Annotated in this window: 19 protein-coding genes; 5 read left to right on the forward strand and 14 right to left on the reverse strand. The window is 41.1% G+C overall.

What is annotated here, in order from left to right:
- Window positions 1-316: 316 nt before the first annotated feature.
- The 3 genes from V7K50_RS01075 to chrA all read right to left on the reverse strand — a co-directional run bounded on the left by V7K50_RS01075 (window position 317) and on the right by chrA (window position 4,006).
- Entirely contained in the window at window positions 317-1,198 is an 882-nt protein-coding gene (locus V7K50_RS01075; protein ID WP_334956423.1) for a hypothetical protein, read from the reverse strand.
- Between the two features lie 153 nt (window positions 1,199-1,351).
- Window positions 1,352-2,173 carry a PIG-L deacetylase family protein gene (locus V7K50_RS01080; protein WP_334956425.1) on the reverse strand — a complete coding sequence of 274 codons (822 nt, stop codon included), beginning with the start codon at window positions 2,171-2,173 and terminating at the stop codon, window positions 1,352-1,354.
- A gap of 612 nt (window positions 2,174-2,785) precedes the next feature.
- Window positions 2,786-4,006 carry a chromate efflux transporter gene (gene chrA / locus V7K50_RS01085; protein ID WP_334956427.1) on the reverse strand — a complete coding sequence of 407 codons (1,221 nt, stop codon included), beginning with the start codon at window positions 4,004-4,006 and terminating at the stop codon, window positions 2,786-2,788.
- Between the two features lie 150 nt (window positions 4,007-4,156).
- Here chrA and V7K50_RS01090 point away from each other — a divergent pair, with 150 nt between their 5' ends.
- A complete protein-coding gene (locus tag V7K50_RS01090) occupies window positions 4,157-5,302 on the forward strand; it encodes an LLM class flavin-dependent oxidoreductase (RefSeq protein WP_334956429.1) in 1,146 nt (381 codons plus the stop codon).
- Window positions 5,303-5,745: 443 nt separating this feature from the next.
- On the opposite strand, the gene V7K50_RS01095 is transcribed toward V7K50_RS01090, so the two are convergent.
- The 4 genes from V7K50_RS01095 to V7K50_RS01110 all read right to left on the reverse strand — a co-directional run bounded on the left by V7K50_RS01095 (window position 5,746) and on the right by V7K50_RS01110 (window position 12,049).
- Window positions 5,746-7,212 carry an aminotransferase class I/II-fold pyridoxal phosphate-dependent enzyme gene (locus V7K50_RS01095; RefSeq protein WP_334956431.1) on the reverse strand — a complete coding sequence of 489 codons (1,467 nt, stop codon included), beginning with the start codon at window positions 7,210-7,212 and terminating at the stop codon, window positions 5,746-5,748.
- Window positions 7,213-7,290: 78 nt separating this feature from the next.
- Complete coding sequence (locus V7K50_RS01100; RefSeq protein WP_334956433.1) at window positions 7,291-10,056, reverse strand: AAA family ATPase; 2,766 nt, start codon at window positions 10,054-10,056, stop codon at window positions 7,291-7,293.
- Between the two features lie 37 nt (window positions 10,057-10,093).
- Complete coding sequence (locus tag V7K50_RS01105) at window positions 10,094-11,677, reverse strand: trypsin-like peptidase domain-containing protein (RefSeq protein WP_334956435.1); 1,584 nt, start codon at window positions 11,675-11,677, stop codon at window positions 10,094-10,096.
- Window positions 11,678-11,737: 60 nt separating this feature from the next.
- On the reverse strand, window positions 11,738-12,049 hold the full coding sequence (locus V7K50_RS01110) for a CU044_2847 family protein (protein ID WP_334767022.1): 312 nt from the start codon (window positions 12,047-12,049) through the stop codon (window positions 11,738-11,740).
- 209 nt (window positions 12,050-12,258) lie between these two features.
- Between V7K50_RS01110 and V7K50_RS01115 the strand changes: the two genes are divergently transcribed.
- The gene (locus tag V7K50_RS01115; protein WP_334956437.1) at window positions 12,259-12,966 is read left to right on the forward strand and encodes a M15 family metallopeptidase; all 708 of its coding nucleotides are present in this window, start codon (window positions 12,259-12,261) and stop codon (window positions 12,964-12,966) included.
- A 72-nt stretch (window positions 12,967-13,038) separates the two neighbouring features.
- Here V7K50_RS01115 and V7K50_RS01120 read toward each other — a convergent pair whose 3' ends face one another.
- Together V7K50_RS01120 and V7K50_RS01125 are read right to left on the reverse strand one after the other, a co-directional pair.
- On the reverse strand, window positions 13,039-13,512 hold the full coding sequence (locus V7K50_RS01120) for a TspO/MBR family protein (RefSeq protein ID WP_334956439.1): 474 nt from the start codon (window positions 13,510-13,512) through the stop codon (window positions 13,039-13,041).
- 90 nt (window positions 13,513-13,602) lie between these two features.
- Window positions 13,603-14,076, reverse strand: coding sequence for a TspO/MBR family protein (locus V7K50_RS01125; RefSeq protein WP_334956440.1), 474 nt, complete (start codon window positions 14,074-14,076; stop codon window positions 13,603-13,605).
- A gap of 759 nt (window positions 14,077-14,835) precedes the next feature.
- On the opposite strand from V7K50_RS01125, the gene V7K50_RS01130 reads away from it, so the two are divergent.
- The gene (locus tag V7K50_RS01130) at window positions 14,836-15,597 is read left to right on the forward strand and encodes a PEP-CTERM sorting domain-containing protein (RefSeq protein WP_334956442.1); all 762 of its coding nucleotides are present in this window, start codon (window positions 14,836-14,838) and stop codon (window positions 15,595-15,597) included.
- 396 nt (window positions 15,598-15,993) lie between these two features.
- On the opposite strand, the gene V7K50_RS01135 is transcribed toward V7K50_RS01130, so the two are convergent.
- Window positions 15,994-17,838 carry a tetratricopeptide repeat protein gene (locus V7K50_RS01135; protein ID WP_334956444.1) on the reverse strand — a complete coding sequence of 615 codons (1,845 nt, stop codon included), beginning with the start codon at window positions 17,836-17,838 and terminating at the stop codon, window positions 15,994-15,996.
- A gap of 157 nt (window positions 17,839-17,995) precedes the next feature.
- Entirely contained in the window at window positions 17,996-19,141 is a 1,146-nt protein-coding gene (locus V7K50_RS01140) for a BMP family ABC transporter substrate-binding protein (protein WP_334956446.1), read from the reverse strand.
- 23 nt (window positions 19,142-19,164) lie between these two features.
- Here V7K50_RS01140 and V7K50_RS01145 point away from each other — a divergent pair, with 23 nt between their 5' ends.
- Window positions 19,165-19,368, forward strand: a complete 204-nt coding sequence (locus tag V7K50_RS01145) for a hypothetical protein (RefSeq protein ID WP_334956448.1) — start codon at window positions 19,165-19,167, stop codon at window positions 19,366-19,368.
- Between the two features lie 307 nt (window positions 19,369-19,675).
- Here the strand turns inward: V7K50_RS01145 and V7K50_RS01150 are convergent, their stop codons facing one another.
- Both V7K50_RS01150 and V7K50_RS01155 read right to left on the reverse strand, forming a co-directional pair.
- Window positions 19,676-19,912 carry a hypothetical protein gene (locus V7K50_RS01150; RefSeq protein WP_334956450.1) on the reverse strand — a complete coding sequence of 79 codons (237 nt, stop codon included), beginning with the start codon at window positions 19,910-19,912 and terminating at the stop codon, window positions 19,676-19,678.
- Window positions 19,913-20,521: 609 nt separating this feature from the next.
- Window positions 20,522-21,805 (reverse strand): ankyrin repeat domain-containing protein, encoded by a 1,284-nt coding sequence (locus V7K50_RS01155; RefSeq protein ID WP_334956452.1) that lies wholly within the window; start codon window positions 21,803-21,805, stop codon window positions 20,522-20,524.
- Between the two features lie 196 nt (window positions 21,806-22,001).
- On the opposite strand from V7K50_RS01155, the gene V7K50_RS01160 reads away from it, so the two are divergent.
- A complete protein-coding gene (locus tag V7K50_RS01160) occupies window positions 22,002-22,472 on the forward strand; it encodes a DUF4079 domain-containing protein (RefSeq protein ID WP_334956454.1) in 471 nt (156 codons plus the stop codon).
- A 53-nt stretch (window positions 22,473-22,525) separates the two neighbouring features.
- On the opposite strand, the gene V7K50_RS01165 is transcribed toward V7K50_RS01160, so the two are convergent.
- Complete coding sequence (locus V7K50_RS01165; protein WP_334956456.1) at window positions 22,526-23,200, reverse strand: DUF1997 domain-containing protein; 675 nt, start codon at window positions 23,198-23,200, stop codon at window positions 22,526-22,528.
- Window positions 23,201-23,251: the final 51 nt, after the last annotated feature.

Raw genomic sequence — 23,251 nt, forward strand, 5'->3', positions numbered from 1 at the left:
TCCCTTTGCCCAATCCCTCTGCTTCGTCAGCAGAACCCCCAGAAATCCCCGGTGTCCGAGTTATTGATGAAACCATTTTATATTTAAACACTCCATACAATCACACTGAAAAAAGTAAGTCGGCACAATAAAACCAAACTAGGTAAAGAAAGATGAACTAGGCTAAAGAGAAAATTTATTATGATGTCGTTTGACCACAATTGCCCAACAACAACTCTTAGAAAGATTTTTACTTTTTCCTTATGAATTATTTGAGCGAGTCCTTAAAGATTTGCTACCTCAATTCCAAACTGAATTGGCAATAAAACCAAAGTCTTCAAGAAACTTTCTCTCCGCTTTTCTCAAGGGAATATGTATTAACAATTCTGTACTTTATTGCCCTATAAAGATGCATTATAGCTTTGCTAAGTTTAAAGATGATTTTCTCCAGAATAGAGCGTTTAGGATGTGTAATTCTTTCGTGTTCCTCAAAATACGTTGACATTTCATCCATGTTTGACTGTCCCTTTTGAATTTTAATCAGTTCCGTTTTGTTATTGAAAAAGGAAATACCTGTCATCTCACTCCATCTCACTGGCAGCCCTGCTTTATAGGCAGCTAGACCTATGGCATTACCTTCGCCTTCATAAATTCCATTTAGCTCGAAATATTTGGCCAGGATTTCCCATGTTTCTAAAAATTCAATTTCTTTTCCTGTTGACTTAGTGACAGAAAACAAATACTCATGGACAAAGGTAACATTTTGACATTCTGGATCTAAATTTAAAAATTGTGCTGCTTTCTTAATTACTTCAATTTCTCGATGAAATTTCTTGTTAGTTGTTGTCGAAGCTTTGGCAAATTTTTTCGGCATATCCATACAAGCCCTAGCACTTATCCCTGGTTCTAAGAGCCATTCTATATCTTCTGAGATTGGTGCCAAGATTCGCATATCTGAATCGATGAATATACATGAATTAAATAGAGATAAAGCCTTAGCAACAGCAAATCTTTTATCGTGGTAACACTTAACGCCCTGCTGCTGATGCTGAAACGCTAAAACTTGAGAATATTTGCTAAACTCTTGCGGGTTATCTGTGAAAATTATCAAAGCAGTGTTAGGTGCATATAGTTCTAGGTCTTTTGCTAATAAACCAGCTAACGCCCGATACACTTTACCTAATGCTAAAGTGCAAAAGCAGAATTGTTGTTGACTCATATTGTTAGGATCTGAGGGTAATAATTTGAAAATATGTAAGTACTCAATTAGCTAATACAGCTAATTGCAAATTAGTGAGGTACGGTATTTTGGTCTAAAAACCAGATTAAAAACCTTTTTTAACCGAACCCTATTCACTGTCTTCTACTTTCTTCAAGAGTCTGATTTGAAAAAAATCTCATGAGGTAAAAAGAACCGCCAGAGAAAACCAGGAGGAAGTACGGCACTCGATTCAGCATCTATAGGTAAATATTGAGAACGGTAGGTTTCAATAGCCTGCTTTTTTTTAGATTGCACTTGATGAATTGCGATCCGATGAGCGCCTACCAATTCATCAAACTTCAGGCTGCGAAACAATAAAGATTTCCAAAGCAACCAAATAGCATATTGCCACAGTTCTACTGTCACTTCTGCTTTAGTAATGGCAGCTTTAACTAGTTGATAAGTCATTTCATGATCTGTACTGCGATCATGTTTGTGAGTGACGTACACCTCTTGTGGTTGAAAAGTACGCAATAATTCTGCCATTTCTTCAATAGTTTGGTGTTGTTCAGTTTCTGTCATTTTGTATAGTGCGCCGTCACATTTCTCAAGGAAGTGAATATCTTTTGATTCCACCCCTAAAATCTTCAAAGCTGCTAGCGCTTCTTGTCTACGAATTTCGATAATTTCATCCCGGGTAATCTTGGCATTACCTCGATGAGAACCTCCTCCATCTGTAACAAAAACAACTTTAATTGGTATGCCTTGTTCTCGCTTGAGTGCAATCATACCGCCACAACCTAGTGCTTCATCATCTTGGTGAGGAGAAAACACAATTACCGATTTTTGGTTAAGATTTAGTGGTTTACTACCTTGATACAGAAGCCAGTAGAACTGTAGTTTAATCAGTAGTTCTTGAAATCGGTACTTCAACAACCACCACTTATTGTGGAGACCGAACTTCAAGCGGTGGAGAATATATCTTATTTTCATAGCACCAGATATGATTTGAAATTACTATCTGAGGATTTATTACCCAAATAGGATTAATATTTATTTAATCGCAGACATCAACATGGGATTGAGTCTCCATCATTGTCAAACAGAAAACCCAAATCCTTACTATGAAGGAATTTTAGAATTTTTTCGGCTCTCATTCAACTGCACACGGCTATATCTAGCATTTGGAATTTAATGACAAAGATTAATTTGTATTTGATTTAGACCTTTATCTTATTTGGATATTTAATAAACTATATGTCATTAATGATTTGTGTGTCAATTATACAAGAAACTAGAGCTACTGATTTCTAAAACAGTAGTTAGCATTCTGTAGATTGCCTTTGGGAGTTAGAGTTCGATGGATATGACGCACAAATTCATCGAAATCGTAACAAGGTGGAATCAATAATCTTTCCTGTCAATTAAACGTGTTAGCCCTAAGTGTAACTACTGACTTGGCTATATAGAACCCATTTGACATCTTTTAATGTTTTAGGACTTACGCAAGAAACTTGTTAAACTCCTATTCCTCCGTGTACTCTGCGTCGCGCCAGTTGCTTCTCCCAGGTGCGTAGCAGTTCATAACCTACAACACTTGCAATTTTATCGAGTGTAGCCCAAGAGTGAAATACCCCATCCAATTAAAGCGCTACCAAAGACTAGCCATGCAGCATTGATGCGAAAGCCAATGGCTAAAATGGCTGAGACGATCGCGATCGCTAAACCGATAAAATCTACAAATGGGGCTTGTGGTAATATTAAAGTCGCTACTCCCAGTTGCAGGGCAGTAACAACCATTAGCGCCACAGCACTAACATTCACAGCATCCAAAAATGCTCTAGTCCAAGAAGAAGCCCGTAAACGTGGGATTAAGGGATTCAGGGCAGCAACAAAAACAAAAGAAGGTAGAAAAATTCCGATTGTGGCAACAATTGCGCCAGGTATACCAGCAATGATATAACCAATAAAGGTGGCAGTAGACAGTACTGGACCAGGAGTAAATTGACCAATTGCGATCGCATCTAATAACTGCTGTTGTGTCAGCCAGCCATATTCTTGAACTAATCCCCCTTGGAGAAAAGCCACCAAAAGGTAGCCACCACCAAACAAGACACTACCGACTTTCAAAAAAAACCAACCCAACTGCCATAAAGAAACGTTGGTTGCTGTAGATGCAGTAGCTATGGATGCAGCAACAGCTGCTGATGCCTTCAAAGTCGCACCTGTGCTGAGACTAGCAATCAAAAAGTTAGCTTTATCTCCTGGTTTGTCGTTTTTCTCACCAGAATGTAACCAAACCATACCCAGCAATCCCCCAATTAATAGGGCAATTACTTCATTTAATTTTAATAATAATATCAGTAGTACCACAGCCAAGGCAATCACTAGCAATTGGCGACTTTTCACAGCCTTTTTTGCCAAACCCCAAAGGGCATTGATGATGATTGCTAAAACAGCCGGTTTAATGCCATAAAGTAAGGGAGCGACTTGGGGTAGAGTACCGTAGGTAACATAAACCCAAGCAAACCCACCAGTAATTAGAACCGCAGGTAACACAAAACAGACACCTGACACAATCAGCCCTAGCCATCCGGCATAGATGTATCCGATGTGGATAGCCATTTCTGTGGAATTTGGGCCAGGAATTAGGTTAGTTGCGCCCAGCAAATCCATAAAATGCTCCCTTGTCAACCACTGACGGCGCTTAACCACTTCATCTTCAATCATGGCGATATGGGCAACCGGTCCGCCAAAACCGATAACACCCAGTTTAAAAAACAGTTTGGCGAGTTCCCTCAAACGACTTGGTGCTGAGTTAATCATTTTTGCTAGGCAATATTTTTCATCCAGTTCTAGACTATTGTTAAAAGATTAAGGCTAGCCTTTCAAGGTGGGTAAAAATTTGGCTCAAAAAACTCCTCTTTAACTTGAAAACGCTAAAGATTATTGAATCGCAATCTAAAACTTGCATGAATGCTGACAAAACCGAGATTGGAATTTAACTGGTGCGCTCCGGTATCTGGTGACGGATTCTATTTGGGTTTGCCCCTTTGGGAACGTCCTCCCAGTCTGGAGTATACTGTTGAGATTTTTAAAACAGCAGAAAGATTTGGCTTTGGGCAAGTTCTAATTGGTATGGGTTTCAACCACCACGTTATGGAAGCTTGGACTTTAGCAACAGCAGTTTTAGCCCTTACTATTAATGCTGGGGCGATGGTAGCTGTGCGTCCAGGTTTCTATTCAGCCCCAATATTGGCAAAGATGGCTGTTACTTTAGATCACATCAGTAAAGGTCGCCTTTCGCTTAATATTGTCACAGGTGGACGACCAACGGAACAGGCGATGTATGGTGATTATTTAGATCATGATAGCCGCTATCGTCGCACCCGTGAATTTATGCAAATTTGCCGCCAGTTATGGTCAACGACTAATCCCTTTGACTATGAGGGAGAATTTTATCAACTCCATCAAACTCGGTTAGAAACTTTACCTCTGCAACCGTCTGGGCCGCTATTTTATTTCGGTGGTGCGAGTGAAATGGCTCAACAAGTAGGTGCAGAATTTGCAGATGTTTATCTGATGTGGGGGGAAGCACAGCAACAACTTGCTGACCGAATAAACCGGATGCAGCAATTAGTGACTAATTGCGGACGGAAAAAAGCGGTGCGTTTTGGATTAAGGATTAATATTATCGCTCGACCAAGTGAAATCGAAGCCAGGAAAACAGCAAGAGAAATGCTAGCAAAAGTTTCTCCACAAGTATTAGCTAAAGCACGAGCCACCGAATTTCCTAATCCTAAGCGAGAAAGTATCGGTCAAAGCCGACAGTGGGAATTACGGGGAAATGCTGATGAAGATTGGTATATTGAACCACTGCTTTGGGCTGGTATTTCAGTGGTGCGGAGCGGTGCGGGAATGGCAATTGTTGGTAGCTATCAACAAGTAGCGGAGCGTCTTTTAAATTATATAGATTTGGGAATCACAGTTTTTATTTTGTCTGGGTATCCCCATTTAGAAGAGTGCGAAAATGTGGGGCGAAATGTTTTACCATTAGTTAGAGAAGCTTATCTTCAGAGAAGTTGTAAATCACCTTTTGTTTATCTGTGCCAAGGATATTGAACCCAAAGTTTTGCAGCGACACATCCTTACCGCTTATAGGCGTATTTTTACTTAAATTTTCTCTTCAACCGCATATTTCGTGTTGACGCATTAATTAAAATTTTATCAATAAGGAGTCAGGAGTCGAATTATTCTTCAACAACAATAGACATCTCCAGAAATTAATTAAATATGCATCACCCAGAACCCTTGTAGAGACGTAGCAGTGCTACGTCAAAACAATTCTTTTTCGGAGATGTCTAATAATTCAGGAGTTAAACCACGTCTATCTTGAAACCTGTAGTTCTTTTGTGATGAAAAAGATTTGCCCTCATCCCCCAACCCCTTCTCCCAGATATGGGAGAAGGGGAGCTAAACTTTCAAAGTCCCTCTCTCAGATATGGGAGAGGGATTTAGGGTGAGGGCAAAAACTACGGTTCTCAACTTGGATGAGCTTTAGGAAGTTATTTTGCAACTTTTAAAGTTTTGAGGCTAGTGTCATTGCAACCACTGATAAATCCTCCCATTGCTTGGATTTCTTGCAGATAGTCAAGGACGGGTTTGGTGATGACTTCTCCCGGCATTAACACGGGAATTCCTGGGGGATAGGGACAGATGATTTCGGCACAAATGCGATCGCTCGTCTTTGCTAAAGGTAGTATTTCACTAGCCGCAAAAAAAGCTTCACGGGGAGAAAAATCTAAAGTATAACTCCCCATACTCAATTGATTTTCCCAAACTTTGCTCTTAAAAGTCAAGTTGGTTCGACGATATTCTTGGGCAAGGGTGGTAAAACCTTGCACTAATTGCTGAATATCAGCTGGGGTGTTGCCCAAACTAATAATAAAGGTGAGATGTTGCAGTGAGGCGAATTCAGCAGTAACACCTAATTTTTCATCGAGAATTTCCTCTGCCTCAAATCCGGTTAAGCCTAAACCAGAAACAGTGACAGTTAGACGTGTTTCGTCTAAAGCCTGAAAGCTGGGAGATTCCCCCAACCCTACGGATAGTAAAGATAAGCCAGGAATTTGGCTGATTCTGGTTCTAGCTTCATTAGCAAGTTGTAAAGTGCGAGACATCAGCATTTTTCCGTGGAGTGCCATTTGCTGACGGGCTGCATCTAAAGAAGCTAAAAGTAAATAACTAGGACTGGTAGATTGTAGAAGTTGCAAACCTTTACTGATGCGATCGCCATCTATCCTTTTACCTTGAACGTGCAGCATCGATGCTTGTGTCATCGCACCGAGTACTTTGTGGATAGATTGTACAGTTAAATCGGCACCTGCGGCTAAAGCTGGAGTGGGTAATTGTGGATGAAAGGCAAAGTGTGCGCCGTGGGCTTCATCTACAAGTAGAGGGATATTATATTGATGGGTAATGTTGGCGATCGCACTCAAATCTCCACAAACGCCGTAATATGTGGGATAAACTATCAACACTGCTTTGGCATCGGGATGTTGTTGGAGTGCAGATTCTACAGCATTGGGCGTGATGCTGTGGGCAATATCTAAAACTGCGTCATATTCAGGATTGATAAAAATTGGGATTGCACCAGAGAGAATTAAACCTGCGATCGCAGAAGAATGCACATTCCGAGGCAAAATAATTTTATCGCCCATGCCACAGGTAGCGAGAATTGCCGCTTCAATACCGCAGGTAGAACCATTGACAAGGAACCATGTTTGGGAAGCGCCAAACGCTTCAGCCGCTAGTTGTTGTGCTTCTCGAATAACGCCTTGGGGTGCAAAGAGATTATCTAAATCTGCTAATTCAGTTAAATCAGCGCGAAAGACATCTTTGCCAAGTAAATCAGCTAAAGGTTGAGAAATTCCCTCACCTAGTTTATGTCCTGGGGTGTAAAAAGGCGCATGAGGTCTTGCTGCATTGGCTTTTAAGGCATTTAATAGAGGTGTTTGGTTTTGATTTAGCATTCTTGAAAAAACGAACTGTTAACGCTAATAAATCCTCTGCACTTTGATTAATGCATTTTTTAAGTTAAATGAACAAAATTAAACGCTTTTTATTGCACGCTCTCTCACCCATTGTTTTAACAGAGGAATTTCAAAATCATATCCTCCATTAATTTCGTGTAAAATATGATAACGCAACAAGCGGGTTAATACCTTTTCAGTAGTTATAGGTAATAAAATATCTGTCTTGGTAACTTGTAATAATAATTCTTGACCAATTACCCTTTCTTCTGGTGTAGTTCCTGTAAATTCTGTCCAAATATTTGTAAAATAAGGCTGACCAGAAGTAAATGCGTCATTAATAGAAGCTTGCAAGAGTTCAGCAGTAATAAAGTCAGTATGGTTAAAGTTAGCTTGATTCACCATTGATGCGCCCAATAATTGTAGGCAGTAAGGGTGACAATTGGTAAGTTTTAATACTTCCTTTACAATATCTGTAGCGTAACGTAGTGTAAAAGCTGGATCTGGATTAAGCAGTAATTCCTCGGCTTCGTTAGGTTCAAGATAAAGCATTTCTATCGGGACAACGCTGATAAAATAGCTACTCCAATTCGGGCCTAATTCCTCTAAAATTTGCACCCCAGAAAAGAGAAAACCGAGTTGTTCATAATGTTGAATTAAGTGGCGCAGTTCGTCAAATAAACGTATAGTTATCTGACCGTTTTCGATGGCGGTACCGATTTTTTCAAATTCATCAAGGTTGAGAAGGATACGCCGTTCTCCGATTTGGGCAAATGCTTCATCCAACCAATCTTCTAAGGTGGTATAGGGACTAGCTTGAAAATCGGTGCGTTTAGGAATGTTTGGTAATTGAACGCCTTGACTTTTGCAGTCTTTATGAATTGCACGGACTAAGCCAAAGCAAAAGTCAGATTCGCTGGTGGTAATAGCGGAACTTTGCATATCCACAAATACGGCGAGAATATCACTGGGAAGCAGGCGGGGAAAGTTATACAAAAAGGAAGTTTTACCACAGCGACGGGGGCCATGCAGCACAAGGGTAGGTCGGTCACGGTCTAAAACTCGACGGACAATTTCATTGGCAAATCTCTGACGACCTTTAAATAAGTTTTTTTGGTCAAGTCGCACCGGATTTCCATATTGGAACGGGTTGATTAGTTCGCCTTGAGAGAGTTTGCTTTGTTCATTTTGTTCCAGTTCAATAACCCTTTGCCAATGTTCCAGTACAGGTGTCCAGCGTTTGATGGCTTCGTCTTTAAGTCCGAGAGAGGGTAATTGGGATTGCAATCGAACAAGCTTGTCATTGATTTTTTCTAATCCTCGTTCTCGTATGGGTATATTTTGATTTTCGAGTGCAGATTGAATATCTTGAATAATAATTTGCAAGCGAGGAAGAAGGATAAAGAGTTCAAGTTTAACCTTTGGTAAAGGTGTTTCTGGAGTGGGGGTATCGCTGTCAGAATCGAGGTGATAGAAGGGGGAAATCAGGAAGGGTAATATGGGATGGTCTGAGTTGGCAGTAAAAATTAGTTCTGGAATACTTTGAATTTGCTTAAGTTGGTCGGCGACAATTTGTGGTAAGGCATTTTGCAGGGTTATTTTAAATCCTGGGAAGGAAAAAGTTTGGGTATATTGAAAGATTGTTAAGGCTTGTTGAGGATTGTTAGCAAAAGCGGAAATGAGAAGTTGATCGTGATTAGGTAATGCTAAGGGTAGCCAAAGAAGTTCACTGGTATAAGGAGGTAAGCTGTGAAGTAATTGCAATGGTTGAGGACGAAGACGATTAATAATTAATGTGAAAAAACTGAAAGGAGCAAAGAAAAAATAGTCAATAATTCTGTAATAGCTAACTAAGGTTACAGGGATAATTAATACTGAATGCCATCCTAATTTTTGAGCAGAAAGAGCTATTAAAATCACTGTAATGCTGATCAAAACTATGTTATTTGCTGGTGCAAGAGCAAAAGCTATTAAACTTGCAACAATCGAAAACCAAGTAAGCGGTAAAGTAGCAACTCCCGCCACGACTCCCACCACAACTACCAGCACGACTCCCGCCACAACTTCCGCTACGAAGAGCACCACGAAGACCGCCACGAGTCCCGCCACGAAGACCGCCACAAAGTCCATCACGGCGGTCGCCGCGACGACTGCCGCGACGACTGCCGCGACGACTGCCGCGACGACCGCATTATCACTATTTTTTATATTTTCTGTTGTTGCAAATAGGAAAAAGCCTGTGATTCCACTTACTAACAACAGAAACAACCAGTTTTGAGTTGCTAACCATACTTTTAACATCACACTGATTGTTCCTCCCACCACCATCACATTACGAGCAAGGGAAAGAGATTCTTTTTTTAACAGTTGAGCTATTAACCAAACAGTTAATGATATAAATACTCCAAAAATTGCAAGATATATCCACGGTTGAAATAAATTATGGAAAAATTCAATAGCTTCCATTAAGCCCTTTAACCAGCTATCAGGCTGATTTAATACAACTATCAACCACAACAAAGGGATAACTAGTCCTAAAGGTAAAAATAAAACTCCTGTCGTATAAGCAATTAACATTACACAAGGTAACTGTAACCAATCTAATAATTGATTACGCTCAATCAGTCTGAAAATAAGAGGGATATTAAAAATAAATAATAGTAATAAGTACTGACTAAAAAATCGTAAGTTTCCATTGAACAAAATATTAAAAAAACTTGTATCCGGTCTGCGTCCATCTTTTTCTTCTTGAGGCAACCATTCATTCATTCGTTGTTGAAGCCTTGAAGGACAAAACATTGCCCCCCAAAATAGTTCCCAAATTTCTCGCAAAAACAGCAACATTTGTTATATTTAATATCTGATTTTTTGGCTAATTGCTTTATCTTTGACCTTTCACAAACTCTGCAAAAACACTGCTAAATAAACCCCGATTCTTCCGTAATAACCCATGACGGTGAAGCCTATCTACAATTGCCAGATCAGCAATAGGTAAGTTACCCCCTCTCAATTCATAACGTAATGCTAAACGTTCAACTTCAGTTAAATCTTTCCAAAGTTCTTCAAAACGAGGCTTTGCTTGAAAATTAAACTCATTTTTAGCTATTTCTTGATTCCTATTTTGCCACAACATCGCCCCCGCCATCTGCACATAATAGGGCAACCCTCCTGCTAACTCATCCACCCATTGTAATACCGCAGAATTAAGCAGAAATTCTTTCTGTCCTTTCTGGATGATGCTTTGCCAAGCTTCCTCCTCTAATGCCCCTAAAATAGTTGTACTGAAAATATTGGCAAAGGGAGAACCCAGACTCAAAGTTTCGTAAACTTCATTAAGAGGGCGTTTGCTGGCAATTACCATTGTTAATAAACCCGCAGAAGCCTTAGAACGCCAATCTTCTCCCCAATCCTGAAACAATTCCAATCTATCTTTTTTACTAGCAATAGCTTCAAACTCATCCAATAAAATAATTAAACGATACCCTTCATCTACTAACACCTGTAAGCCATCTTCTACTGCAAAGCCATCTTCATTATCTTCCTTTGACCAAGGAAAATTCCCTGTTAGTTTGTGAATCCCTCGCCTTAAGCCTTCAATAATCCCCTCTGGAGTATGAAAATTCCCATTCGTTAAATCTAAGAAAACAACTAAAGGCTTTTGTTCTGGCGAACAAAGTTCGCTGATTTTTTCTCTGATATATCGCAATAGAGAGGTTTTGCCATTGCGCCGCAAGCCTACCAAATTGACACATTGAGGACTAATCGCACCAATGCGGTTTTTAATCTCTAAAATCTCTTTTCTCCGTCCGTAAAAACGTTGTGGAGGAACAGGAAGACCATATTCAAATGGATTATCACCTTTGGGCTTTGGCTGATGAAATTGTTTATTAAGTAAGGCAATTTCGGGAAACTGTTTGACAATAACTTGAGCCGAAACTGCTCGCCCACCTAAATCGTTACTCTCATCACGGGAAAGATGTACAATTCCACAAACTTTACCTGTTAGTAAATTTAGCAAAGGCGATCCACTAAAGCCTGAGATAACTTGCCCTTGCTTTAACTTATAGAGAATAATATCCTGTTTAAAACTTATTCCTTCATATTTAAAACTTGCTGAATCTCCCAGCGAATAATCAACTTCGCTATTCTTGGGATAACCGAAAATATATAAATCATCGTTGGTATTGGGTTTTGTGTCATCCAATTCAACACAGGGATGATTCAAACAATCCTCATACAGTTGTAAAAGGGCTAAATCAAGGGGATATTTGCATAATTGCGTAACTTTAGCTGTGTAATTCTGGTTTTCTGCTTTCCAGAATACTTGCACAGGGTTATCTTTCGCAGATTCGACTACATGGGCGCAGGTGAGAATCCAATTCGGTGCAACAAAAAAACCTGTTCCCTGACTACTGGCAACATTTAAACGCACTGTACAGCGTTGTAAATCGTCTTCGTTACCCATTAATTGCTCTCACGTAGCATCTTTGTAAAAAGATTACCACAACTGTAAGACAATCAACTATTATTTACCCCATTCCATCGTAATTTCCAGGTTAGCTGTGCCTGTTCCTTTCACAATTAAAGCGGTTAGTTGTCCTGACTCAACTCCAATTTGTAAACCTAATTTGACACTAAATTTATCTGGTTTGACTGTCTCGCTAATATCTTTTAATGTAACTGCGACATCTTCAGCAATGGATTTAATAATTTCTGTCGCTTGTTTAAAGACTCTGGTTTCATCAGAAACAGGTTGTTCCCCTATAGGCGTAACCTCTACTTTAATTATTTTGCCGTCAGAAAGTTCAAAGGAAATAATTTTGGTTTTATCTGCCATACTTCATTCTTTTCTGTTAATTTTTCGTGTAAGGAGCTTCCTAAATAATGATAAGAAGGTATATGGTATTCTTACATTTTTCGGGCGCGATTAAATTGAGAAAAATTTGTATTGCACGCAGAGGCGCAAAGGACACAGAGAAAGAAGAGACTCGTTACGCAGAATGCTATGCTTGCGTTAAAATCCTTAAGTCCTGTGTAGCTGAGTAGATGAGACCTTATCATCAAATTCCGATTTTTGAGTGTGGTGAACCCCTGGTGGAGATTCCTTTAGAATTGTTTGCGGTGGAATCTCCCCATCCTTATGAAAAATTAGGTGCTAGTTATGGCGATCGCTCTCCTTATTATCTCCGTCAAAGCGTTATTGAAAGTTTGATCCAAGCGCAAACTTATCTTGATATTCTGCATCCTAACTGGTATATCCAAATCTTTGATGCCTATCGCCCGATCGCAGTTCAGCAGTTTATGGTAGATTACAGCTTTGCCCAAGCAGTAAGGGATAGGGGACTGAGTGAGGTGGAGTTATCACCAAACCAACGCCAAGAGATTTGGGAAGCAGTTTATGCAATTTGGGCTGTACCGAGTTGGGATGAAAAAACTCCCCCTCCTCACAGTACTGGTGCGGCGGTGGATGTGACTCTGGTAGATGATGCTGGGCAAATAGTTAATATGGGTTCGCCCATTGATGAAATGTCAGAGCGATCGCATCCCGATTATTATGCCAATAGCGATCGCGAACAACCACAAAAATATCATGCTCACCGTCAGCTATTGCGAGATGTCATGTTAAAAGCCGGTTTTCAACGCAATCCTAGAGAATGGTGGCATTTTTCGGTTGGCGATCAAATGTGGGCTTGGTTGAATAATCAATCCAATCCAGCCAATATATTCACAGCATGCTATGGCCGTCTTGCATAGATTGTCCCCCCCTGCCCCCTGCTCCCTGCTCCCTGCTCCCTGCTCCCTGCTCCCTGCTCCCTTGCCTCTTCTTCAAGCATCTTGAGGATTTAATTCTCTTAACTCATCGGTAGTGTAAGTACCAATGGGAGTCCAAACTAGATAGGGAAGAAGTAACAGCGCCGCCATTAGAGAAATTGGTAAAACGCAGATTACCAGGACAACGGCTAAAATCAAACCCATTATTCCAAGAATTTCCCCAGTTTTGAGACTGCGAAACCTCAGCATTAGAGGTATGTAGGCGACGGTGATAATTTCCACCAGAATGTACAAAGCCATTATTAGCCAAGTAATGAGGCTTCCGGGATTTTTTTGCCAGACAATAGTAGCTGAAGCCGCACCGGAAATAAAAATCACAGTCCAGATGAACGGAATCAACGGTTCAAAAACTAGCCAGCGAGGGCGACTTAAATGTGCGAACCATTTAACATCACGCGGCGTAATTAAGAAACTACCAAGGGCGATGAAGAAAGTTACAGCCCCAATTATTATCCAAGATGGAATCATAATGCACTCAAATTTTGTGTGTTTTGTCAAGTCATACACTGCAAGTTTGACAATTTAAGACATAGCTCGAATCATTCGCTGGTGCGAATCTTAGACATCTTGAGGATTGAGATTGATCATCTGCCAAGTGGTATAAGTACCAATGGGACTCCAAAGTATATAAGGAACTAGTAACAATGCTGCCCAACCAGAAAAACTTAAGACTGCAAGTATCAATAAAGCACTAATTATCAAACCTGTACCACCAAGGATTGTGCCCACTTTCAGACTACGAAGCCTAAACATTACGGGCGTATAAGCTATGGTGACAATTTCTAAAAGCAAGTATAAACCCATGATTAACCAGGTTGAGGTGCTTCCTGGCTCTTTTTCCCAGACAATATAAGCTGACCAAGCACCGCAAATAAATATTACAGTCCAGATAATTGGAATTGCACCCTCAAAAGTTAGCCATCTCGGTCGTTGTAAGCGCTTGAACCATTGGCGATCGCTAGGCGTAATCAAGTTAGCTGCTAAAGCAACTAAAAAAGCCACCCCCCCAATCACCATCCAAGATTTAATCATGCCCGTTAGTCCTTTGCGATCGCTGTCTATGGCAAAATATCACTATTTATAGTGTGATTTTGCCAATTGTGTTGCTAATTATTCATCATCCCTGAGTTTGAAACCTTCACATCGTTTGGCAGGATTTTAAATTATGGGCATTGGGAATTGGGCACTTGTACTGCCCTTCTCTACGAGACGCTACGCGTAGCTTGCTTCCACGAAGTGGTACGACTACGCTCAGGAACCGCGACTTGTGCCGAGCGAAGCCGAGGTAAGCCGAAGTATTGGGTATTGGGATAAGTCTTTAATACTCATAGGGTGGGCATCCTGCCCGCCCTGAATATGGAACGGGTGCGGACACCCATCTCCCAAGAAAATTTGGGATGTTTTTTTATTTGGAAGTTCGTTATGCGATCGCACATAATTTTAAAAGAATAGTTGCGTCAAAAAACAACCTGTCAAACTTTGCCCGATCGCCTAATTTTATTTCTCAGGCTCTGATTTTTCCGTTGAGCATTTTCATGATTCTATAACTTGCCAAAAGTAGTCTGCAAGAAGGTTTTTAGTGCTTAATTTTTATTAGCAATAATTATAGTTCTTGCAGATATACCGACATCAGTATTTTTACGAGAAATTGGGACTATACTTTCAATTTCACAAAGAAATTAATCAAAACAATCTTTTTAAGAAAACTTCTTAAACCTATCCGTTTTAATATTGCTGATTTCCGAGAACGAACTTAAGGTTGAAGAGTGTTATTCACTCCAGGGAAAAACCATGAACTTATCTCTCAGCACCTTATCAATTAGCGCAGTATTTACTATTCTTTCGGCTGTAGGTATCAGTCAAGCACCAGCTTCTGCTATCGTTAGTTCAACACCAGCTTCCTCAGTTAACTTACTGACTAATGGCAGCTTTGAAGATACAACTTTAGCTGGTACTTCTCAAGCTCAACTAACAAGCGGTTGGGGAACTTATTCTCAGATCAACGGTTGGTCTGCAACTCCAAACGGTAAAATCGAAGTTCAACGTGGTGTTGCTGGTACTCCTTATGCTGGTTCAAACCTAATAGAATTGGATAGTGACAACTATGATAAGACCAAGTTTTCTGCAAATAACCCCTTGGGTTTATACCAAGACGTTGCAACTGTAGCAGGTAAAGCCTACACTCTATCTTTTGCCTACTCTGCTCGTCCGGGTACAGCCGCAGTAGAGAATGTTTTTGATGTTTTGGTTGGTGACACCAGCAATGTTGGCAACATTTTCAAAACGACTATTTATGATGGTGCTGGTGGTGCAGATACTGCTTGGTCAATCTTTACTACGACTTTCACAGCTAACAATGCACTATCACGAATACAGTTTAACTATCAGGGGTCTTTAGATACTTTCGGAGCCTATATTGATGATGTAAAACTGGTAAATGCTAGCGCAGCTGCTGTTCCAGAGCCCAGTGCAATGGCAGGAATATTTGTAGTTGGTTTAGGATTAGTTAGTTTGAAAAAGCGCAAAGCTTTTAAAAAATCACTAGCATCTTAAAAAAGAGTGCATTAAGGAAGGTAGATTAAATAACTTGCAATTCTAACACCAGAGCGATCGCTTACCAACAGCAAAAACCCCACGCTTAGTGCTGGAGCGCTAAAAGTTCTCTTGTGATGGGACAAAAATACTTTGAAAGAGGCAAGAAGAGCAAACCAGGAGGGGATTCGACCCTTCCTGGTTTCTGACTTTTCCCGTTACAGCAGATTTCAGGTAAATAAAGTACATATATAAAACCCAAAACCTTGTAGAGACGTAGCAGTGCTACATCTCTACGTGTATTCGATTAGAGCGCAATCTGTTGTAAGTCTTGAAAAGCTTGCAGATTTTAAACTGAAAAACGAACAGGAAAGCTAGGATACTTGGGAGCAGCGAAATCTGAATCAAATTACTTTCTTACCGATCTCGCTGATATTCTTCTAACAATTGTGGAATGTGATCATACCCATCTACACCGATAACTGCAATGATTTTCGGGCGGTGTTGCTGTAAGAACTTTTGGAAATTTTCTACCCCTATTTGTCCTTGTAAAATTGTCAGTAACCCTGCTGGTTGCCGCCACTCACGAGAAGCAATTTGCTCCAAAAGATACATTCCCAAGGAGCCAGTGTAAACAGTTTTTTCGGAATTTTGCAGATGATAATAAGCTTCTGCCAAATAAGCTAAGTTACGCCCTTGCAAATACAAATCACCGGAAACTTGGGCTGTTTTAAAACCATCTTCAAGATATTTAATTGCCGTTTGGTGTTGTCCAATTACTAGATAGGCAATTCCTAAGCTACTGACACATAAGGCTTTACTTTGAATATCGCCTAATTTTTCTGATAATTTTAAACCTTGTTCCAAATAATTAATTGCAGCTTGGTATGTTTCGGGTTCTAGGTTTTCTAGTTCCTGAGCCTGCATGACTTCGCTGTAACCTAAATTTACTAGCGCGTTTGCTTCTCCTGTTCTATCGCCTGCTTGCCGACTCAGCATTAATGCTCGTTGACTGTAGTTGATTGCTTCAGCATAATTTTGCTGTTGTACGTAGGTGCGGCTGAGGTGGTTGAGATTGGCAATTTCACAGGTGCGATCGCCTGCATTTCTGGCTATCTCTAGCGCCTGCTGATGAAAATCAAGCGATCGCTGGTATTGTCCCAAAGCACGCTGAGAATAGCCTAAAAGTGTTAGAATCCGCGCCTTTTCTTGGGTTCCCTCTCCTCGTCGCAGTGGTTCATCCAGATAATCTAGGGCATCTCGCAAATAAGTACCAGTGAAAGAGGCAAAAATCCCACCGTAAAAGGGAAAATAGGGACGCTGGGCAAAGGTTCGCAAAATCTGGAGCATAATTTGAGAACAGGCATCGCTGTATACTGTCCCGATGCCGCTAAAACCACTTGCTAACTGACTCCAAATTACTGCAAAGGTCAAGAACGTGGAAATAGACAACTTTGGCCCGGCTTTAACATCGTAAGCTTGTTGGTCAAACCAGTTAATTAGTCCCCGTTGCAAGAACTGTAAAATCAATGCCATTTCCACCCAATCTCTGAGGGTGATGCCCCGTTGCTGTTGGGCAAACTCAATTGCCGATTCTTCCCTGGCCAGGGTACGAAGCAGTCCTTTGGGAAACTCACTATTGAGTTGTTTAGCCCAACTTGCCCAAGGGCCACGTTCTCCTGGGACGCCGCCAAATCCCAAAGATTCTTTTTGCTCGTACATCCAACTGAGCAAGTTGTCTTGCAATCGCTGCCAAGAAGCTAAACCACGGGTAATACCTTCAGAAAATTCTTCTAAATCAGAATCTAGTTGAGCAAATTGCTGTAATGCTTTTGACAACTGCTGTAGCTGTTGTGAATTTAGCGGATACTTCTGATTGGGGTCAGTAACCCGGATAAATGCCGCCAGACGCTCGTTAGCAGTGGCTGTGGTAATTTCTGTAACGGCGGAGGCGATCGCAACTGTTGCTTTATTTTGTTCTTGCCAGCGTTGCCATTGACTTTGAATGGTTTTAATAGCTCTCAAACTCCGAGTAGCCTTGGCTTTCTTGAGTTCGTCTTTTTCGCTATCTACTTGGCTTTGGATGGCATTTAGGCGATCGCTCAAAGCTAGCTCAAAGACTTCCCCTGTCCCGGAAGTGATTCCTTTAAGCAGCAGTTGATACACCTGTTCTACAGAGCTAATTTTGCCCTTGAGGGTGGTTTCGACAATTTCATCGATTAAGGCAAGATAGCGATCGCTTAATGGCAGAGAGTCTGGCACTTTGGCTACTAGGAGAATGTCACGTCAATTCTAATTCTAGTCTTCTTAGACATCTGGTGGAATTAAATATGCATTATCCAGAACCGTTGTAGAGACTAAGGCAGCTAGAAAATTTGAAGAAAGTTTTTAATAAATTAAAAAATAAAAAAGGTAAATCCTAGTATTGTTTACCTTTGGGAATTGACCCTTCAATTCCCTCAACATACCAATCCATCGCCAGTTGTTCCCGATCACCCAACACCTTACCCTTTGAGACTCGCACCACCCCTTTTTGGTCTTTCACCGGGCCATTAAAAGGATGTGCAGTACCCTGAATAAACTCATCGCGCTTCCCATTCACCAGCTGTTGTACATCAGCCGGAATCGCCTGATTCATCGGGGAAATATCTACCATCCCTTCACCAATGCCATCCCAAACATCTTGAGACTTCCAAATATTACTCATTACAGCCAAAGCTTTATCTGTATAGAATTTGCCCCATTTGTTAATAGTTGATGTCAGGTGGGCTTTTTGACCAAACTTACTCATATCAGTGTTGTAGCCAAAAGCATAGATCCCTTTTTCCTCAGCCAGTTGAACAACTGCATTAGAGTCAGTATGCTGCGTCAGTACATCCGCACCTAAATTGAGCAAAGCTTGAGCTGCTTCTCTTTCTTTACCTGAATCGTACCAACTTTGTACCCAAAGTACCTTAACTTTTGCTTGGGGATTTGTTAGCCGTACTCCTTGAGTGAATGCATTGATTCCCCGAATTACTTCTGGAATTGGGTATGCGCCGATAAAACCAACTACATTTGTTTTTGTCATCTTGCCAGCAATCATGCCCGTTAAGTAACGCGGTTCTTCAAATCGTCCCAGATAAGTGCCAACATTGGCAGCACGTTTGTATCCTGTACACTGTTCAAAGACAACCTCACTAAAGTCCTTGGCAACTTTAATTGTTGGGTTCATATACCCGAAGGAAGTTGTAAAAATCAACTTATTACCATCTAATGCTAGTTGGCGAATCACCCTTTCAGCATCAGCCCTTTCGTTGACATTTTCGACAAAGGTAGTTTTTACCTTATCTTGAAGATTGGCTTCCATATCTCTGCGGCCTAAATCATGGGCATAAGTCCAGCCAAAATCACCCACAGCACCAACATAAACAAATCCCACCTTTAAAGGTTCATTTACCGCCACGGGGGATGCTGAGGGATACACCTCACCCTGCGATTTGGACTTTTTACCTTGAACACAACTAGTTAAGACAAAGCTAGATCCTGCTAAAGTGACATACTTTAGAAAATTCCGACGATCCATATTTTATCGATGGGGTTTAGTTGGTGAAAAAGATTTTTCTGATTTCTAGCAACGACAGACACACTATTGACTTAATTTTAGCTCTTGTTTTTTGCCGTCAACTTACTTATGAAAGGGAGTGGGGAGTAGGGAGTGGGCAAAGATTAGCTTATATCTTGCACCAGGCGACTAGAAGTCGCGGCTACACAGGCAAAACCCGCCTGCGCGGGTTGAAAACCTTGATTTGACCGAAAACGACTCATGATACAAGCCCCTAAATTTATTTATGGAGAAGCAAAAAAATGTATGTATAACGAGTGGCACAGCGCAAGAAATACGAAGTCCGTTTACAGAGCAACTAAATTTATTTATGGGGATCAAAAATTATTGAATTTTGAATTTTGAATTCGGAGCGTTCGCGGAGCGTCTCGTAGAGAAGCGACGTGACCTTAGGGAACTCCAAGAAATAAATTATCCAATTTCACTCCTTCAAAACGGCTTTTTCTCCCCAGCTAAGAAGCCCCCTGCTCCTCTGCCTTAAAAGCGATGGGATATTTATTTATCTGGAAGTCCCTTGTCCCTTAGTCCGCGTAGGCGGACTTCGTTTGTATCGCCGCGATTTCTAATCGCTAGGGCTAGGTGCAAGATGTGAGTTAGGCTTTTAAGTCGGAAGTTGGCGGTACAGATGTATGCTCCTAGAGCCGATTCATCGGTAATATTATTAGGACTTACGCATTGACAGGAAAGAGTAAATGTGGCTGATTTGAAAAACCACATTTGTCGTCGGGGCAATTCATGAATTGCCCCGACCGTCCGGCTCTACAACAATCAAAGAATGATTCATCAAAACCGGAAACGACGTATTTACATTGATACACAACATAATTCTTTTGTACAGTGCGTAAGTCCTAATTATGTCCAACTTAATTTTTTATTTTTTCTTTGACTTTCCGTAGCGATCGCCCGAATAGTCCTACATCAACCCTTTTTGGGGACTTTTTTGTATTTAGCCTTTAGGATAATACATCAAAAATGATCGTTAGAATACTTTTCTGTTCAAGTAAAAACTATATATTTTGCACATCTAGCACAGTAGGAAACGCCAAGGGGAAGACTAGGCAAAAGGTAAAAGGTACAAGGTAAAAAGTAAAAGTTAAATTTACTTCTTCATGTTTGCTTTCTTTCTATCCTTGTGACACAAGCATTTAGCCTGCTGCCCCTTGGCGTTTTAATTTTTCCTTTCTCCGCCGTAGCAAGTTCACAACAGCTACGACGGAGTTTTGCTTTCTTTGTTTCTTCGGTCTAGACTTGGTTGTTTTAAACTTCCTTGTTATTCAATTTATTAACCTTCATTTAATGATTTGTCAAGATATTTCTGAAAATATTTGAGATGGCTATTAGCTATTCTTGCGCCCCAGCTTTTTGCAGACTCCGCACTACATTTTTATAACCATTAAATTCTGCAATCATCAAAGCAGTATAACCACCCCGATTTTTCAAATTCATATCTGCCCCAGCTTGGAGTAATACCTGCACAATTTCGCTATAACCTGCTGAGGCTGCCCACATTAATGATGTTGCCTTCGCTGAGTCTTGAAAATTCACATCTGCCCCCTTTGTCAGCAGCAAATGTATGATCTCTATGTGCTTGCGTTCGGTTGCCTTGATCAAAGCAGTTTTGCCATCATCTCCCGCAGTGTTGGCATCAGCACCATAGTCTAGCAACACTTTTACAGTTTGGGTGTGTCCTTGTGATCCAGCTAACGTCAAAGGTACTTCACCAAGATTTTTCTCGTTAACATCTCCCCCAGAATGCAGCAATGCCTCGACAATTTGGCTATGTCCCTGCAATGCGGCTACAAGCAGTGGTGTATCACCTAGGCGGTTCCTAATTTGGACATTTGCACCCCTGTTAAGTAATACTTGCACGACATCAATGTAGCCTTCTACAACGGCAAGATGTAGGGCAGTTTCCCCATCTTGATCTTGAAGATTAATTTGGGCACCTCGCTCTAGTAAAGCTGCGACGATCGCACTATGTCCAGATGCAGCAGCTGCCGATAATGCAGTTCCACCATCGGCGTTTTTCACATTCACATCAGCCCCTGCTGCTAGCAATGCTTCCACAACCTCCAGATGTCCCAAGTCTGCCGCTAATGTTAAGAGTGTCTCACCCTCCTCATCTGGGATATTGACATCGACACAAGTTTGGAGAATTGCTTCTATAACTTCTATTTTTCCCTGCTTAACGGCGAGTTTCAATGCAGTATCATCATCTTGATCGGCGATATTAACTTGGGCACCAGCAGCCAATAAAACTCGCACTACATCAATATGACCTTTGAGGACTGCTGCCATTAAAGCTGTGCTGCCATCTTCATTAGTGGCATTGACATCAGCACCTCTGGATAGTAAAAGCTGCACAATGTCAAGTTGTTTGGCACTAGCTGCCAACATCAAAGCCGTCAAACCATAGAGTTTTCTGGGTAAGTTAATATTTGCCCCAGCATCTAGAAGCGATCGCCCAATTTCGGTATAGCCTAAATTAGCAGCAAACATTAACGCTGTGGTACCCTGGCGATCGCACGCGTCCACCTTCGCACCAGCAGCCAGTAGCACACACAGCCCCTTGATATCACCGCTTTTAGCAGCTTTTAGCAGCAAAGTATCGTTGTTTTCAGTCATGGATGAGATCCCACACAGGGGGTTTTGTTCGTCTACCCTTAAAACTCAGTCTGAGATTGTTTATCCACTTTTGCAAGAGGGCAAAGGAAAATAGTCGGGGGATATGGGGAAGTGTCTTTTAATTTGTGCAACTTTAAGCACAGAGAATAGAGTTATGCTAATTTTTATGAAGATTTCATAATTAGGGGAGAACACAATGAGTCTGGAACTTTCTGCGTCGGCAAAATATTGGTTGAGCTTCTTCCATCCGGTGCTAATGTGGGTGCTGTTAGCAGTCTCAATTTATGCTGCCTATTTAGGGCTAAAAGTACAGAGTACCAGAAATGCTCAGGGGGAAGAAAAGAAGGAACTGATTAAAGGTAGATATAACGTCAGACACTACCAAATTGGGTCTATACTCCTAGCTTTGATGGTAGCAGGTGCGATCGGTGGGATGGCTGTCACTTACATCAATAATGGTAAGTTGTTTGTCCAGCCTCACTTGTTAGCAGGACTAGGTATGACAGGTCTAATAGCATTTTCTGCGGCTTTATCCCCTTATATGCAGAAAGGGGCAAATTGGGCGCGTGCAACTCACATTTTGATAAATTTCACCCTTTTGGGACTTTTTGCTTGGCAGGCTGTGACTGGGGTGCAAATTGTCCAAAAAATTCTCACTAAAGCATAATCTGTAGGTTATTTGTCAGTTAACAGTTATCAGCCTGTTAACTGACTATTGACTCACCGCTTTTGCTTAGAATTAGCCGGAAAGGGGATTCCCAAAGATTTATGAAAATCTTGCTGAACTTTGCGAGTTAAGCGGCGGGACACTTGGCGGACGATTTGGTTAAGTACGCGATCGCCTGTAGATTGAACTAGAGATTTGGGTAATCGCTGAATAAACCGGGGAAAGTGAATATAAACGATCAAATCCAATTCCCATTCAACTCTTGTAACCTTGCCAATGCTAGTAGAAACATCGGCTTCTATTAACTGTAGAGATGCCCGATAGTCTACGTCATAACCAGGCGGTTGGTAGTCAGGAATGGGGATTGTACGGATACGGTAAATCCCCTCATCTGGGGGCAACAATTCCAAACCAATTTTCGGTTCTACTTCATAACCAAAGGAACCAAAACGACCAATTGTTAAAGCATAGCCATTTTCCCCAAGTGATTGTACCTTCATGGGTTCAGCGCAGCGCGAAAACCATGAGGCGTGAGCATTGAGATACTCAGCAACCTGATCTACTGGGGCAGCCATTTCCATAAAATCTTGATAACGACCGTAAAATTTTGTCAGCGCCGCTACATCGGTTTCTGTTAACGTGTGTTCAGCTTCTTCTTGGCTGGACGCTACAGGTAAAACTGCTTCTGTTATTTCCCAGGATTTATATTCGCCTTTTCTTGAAAGCATAAATGCATTACTGTATACATTGGCGTTCGTCTATATTAATGATTCCCAACA

The sequence above is a fragment of the Nostoc sp. genome, assembly GCF_036917135.1.
Classification (GTDB): domain Bacteria; phylum Cyanobacteriota; class Cyanobacteriia; order Cyanobacteriales; family Nostocaceae; genus Nostoc.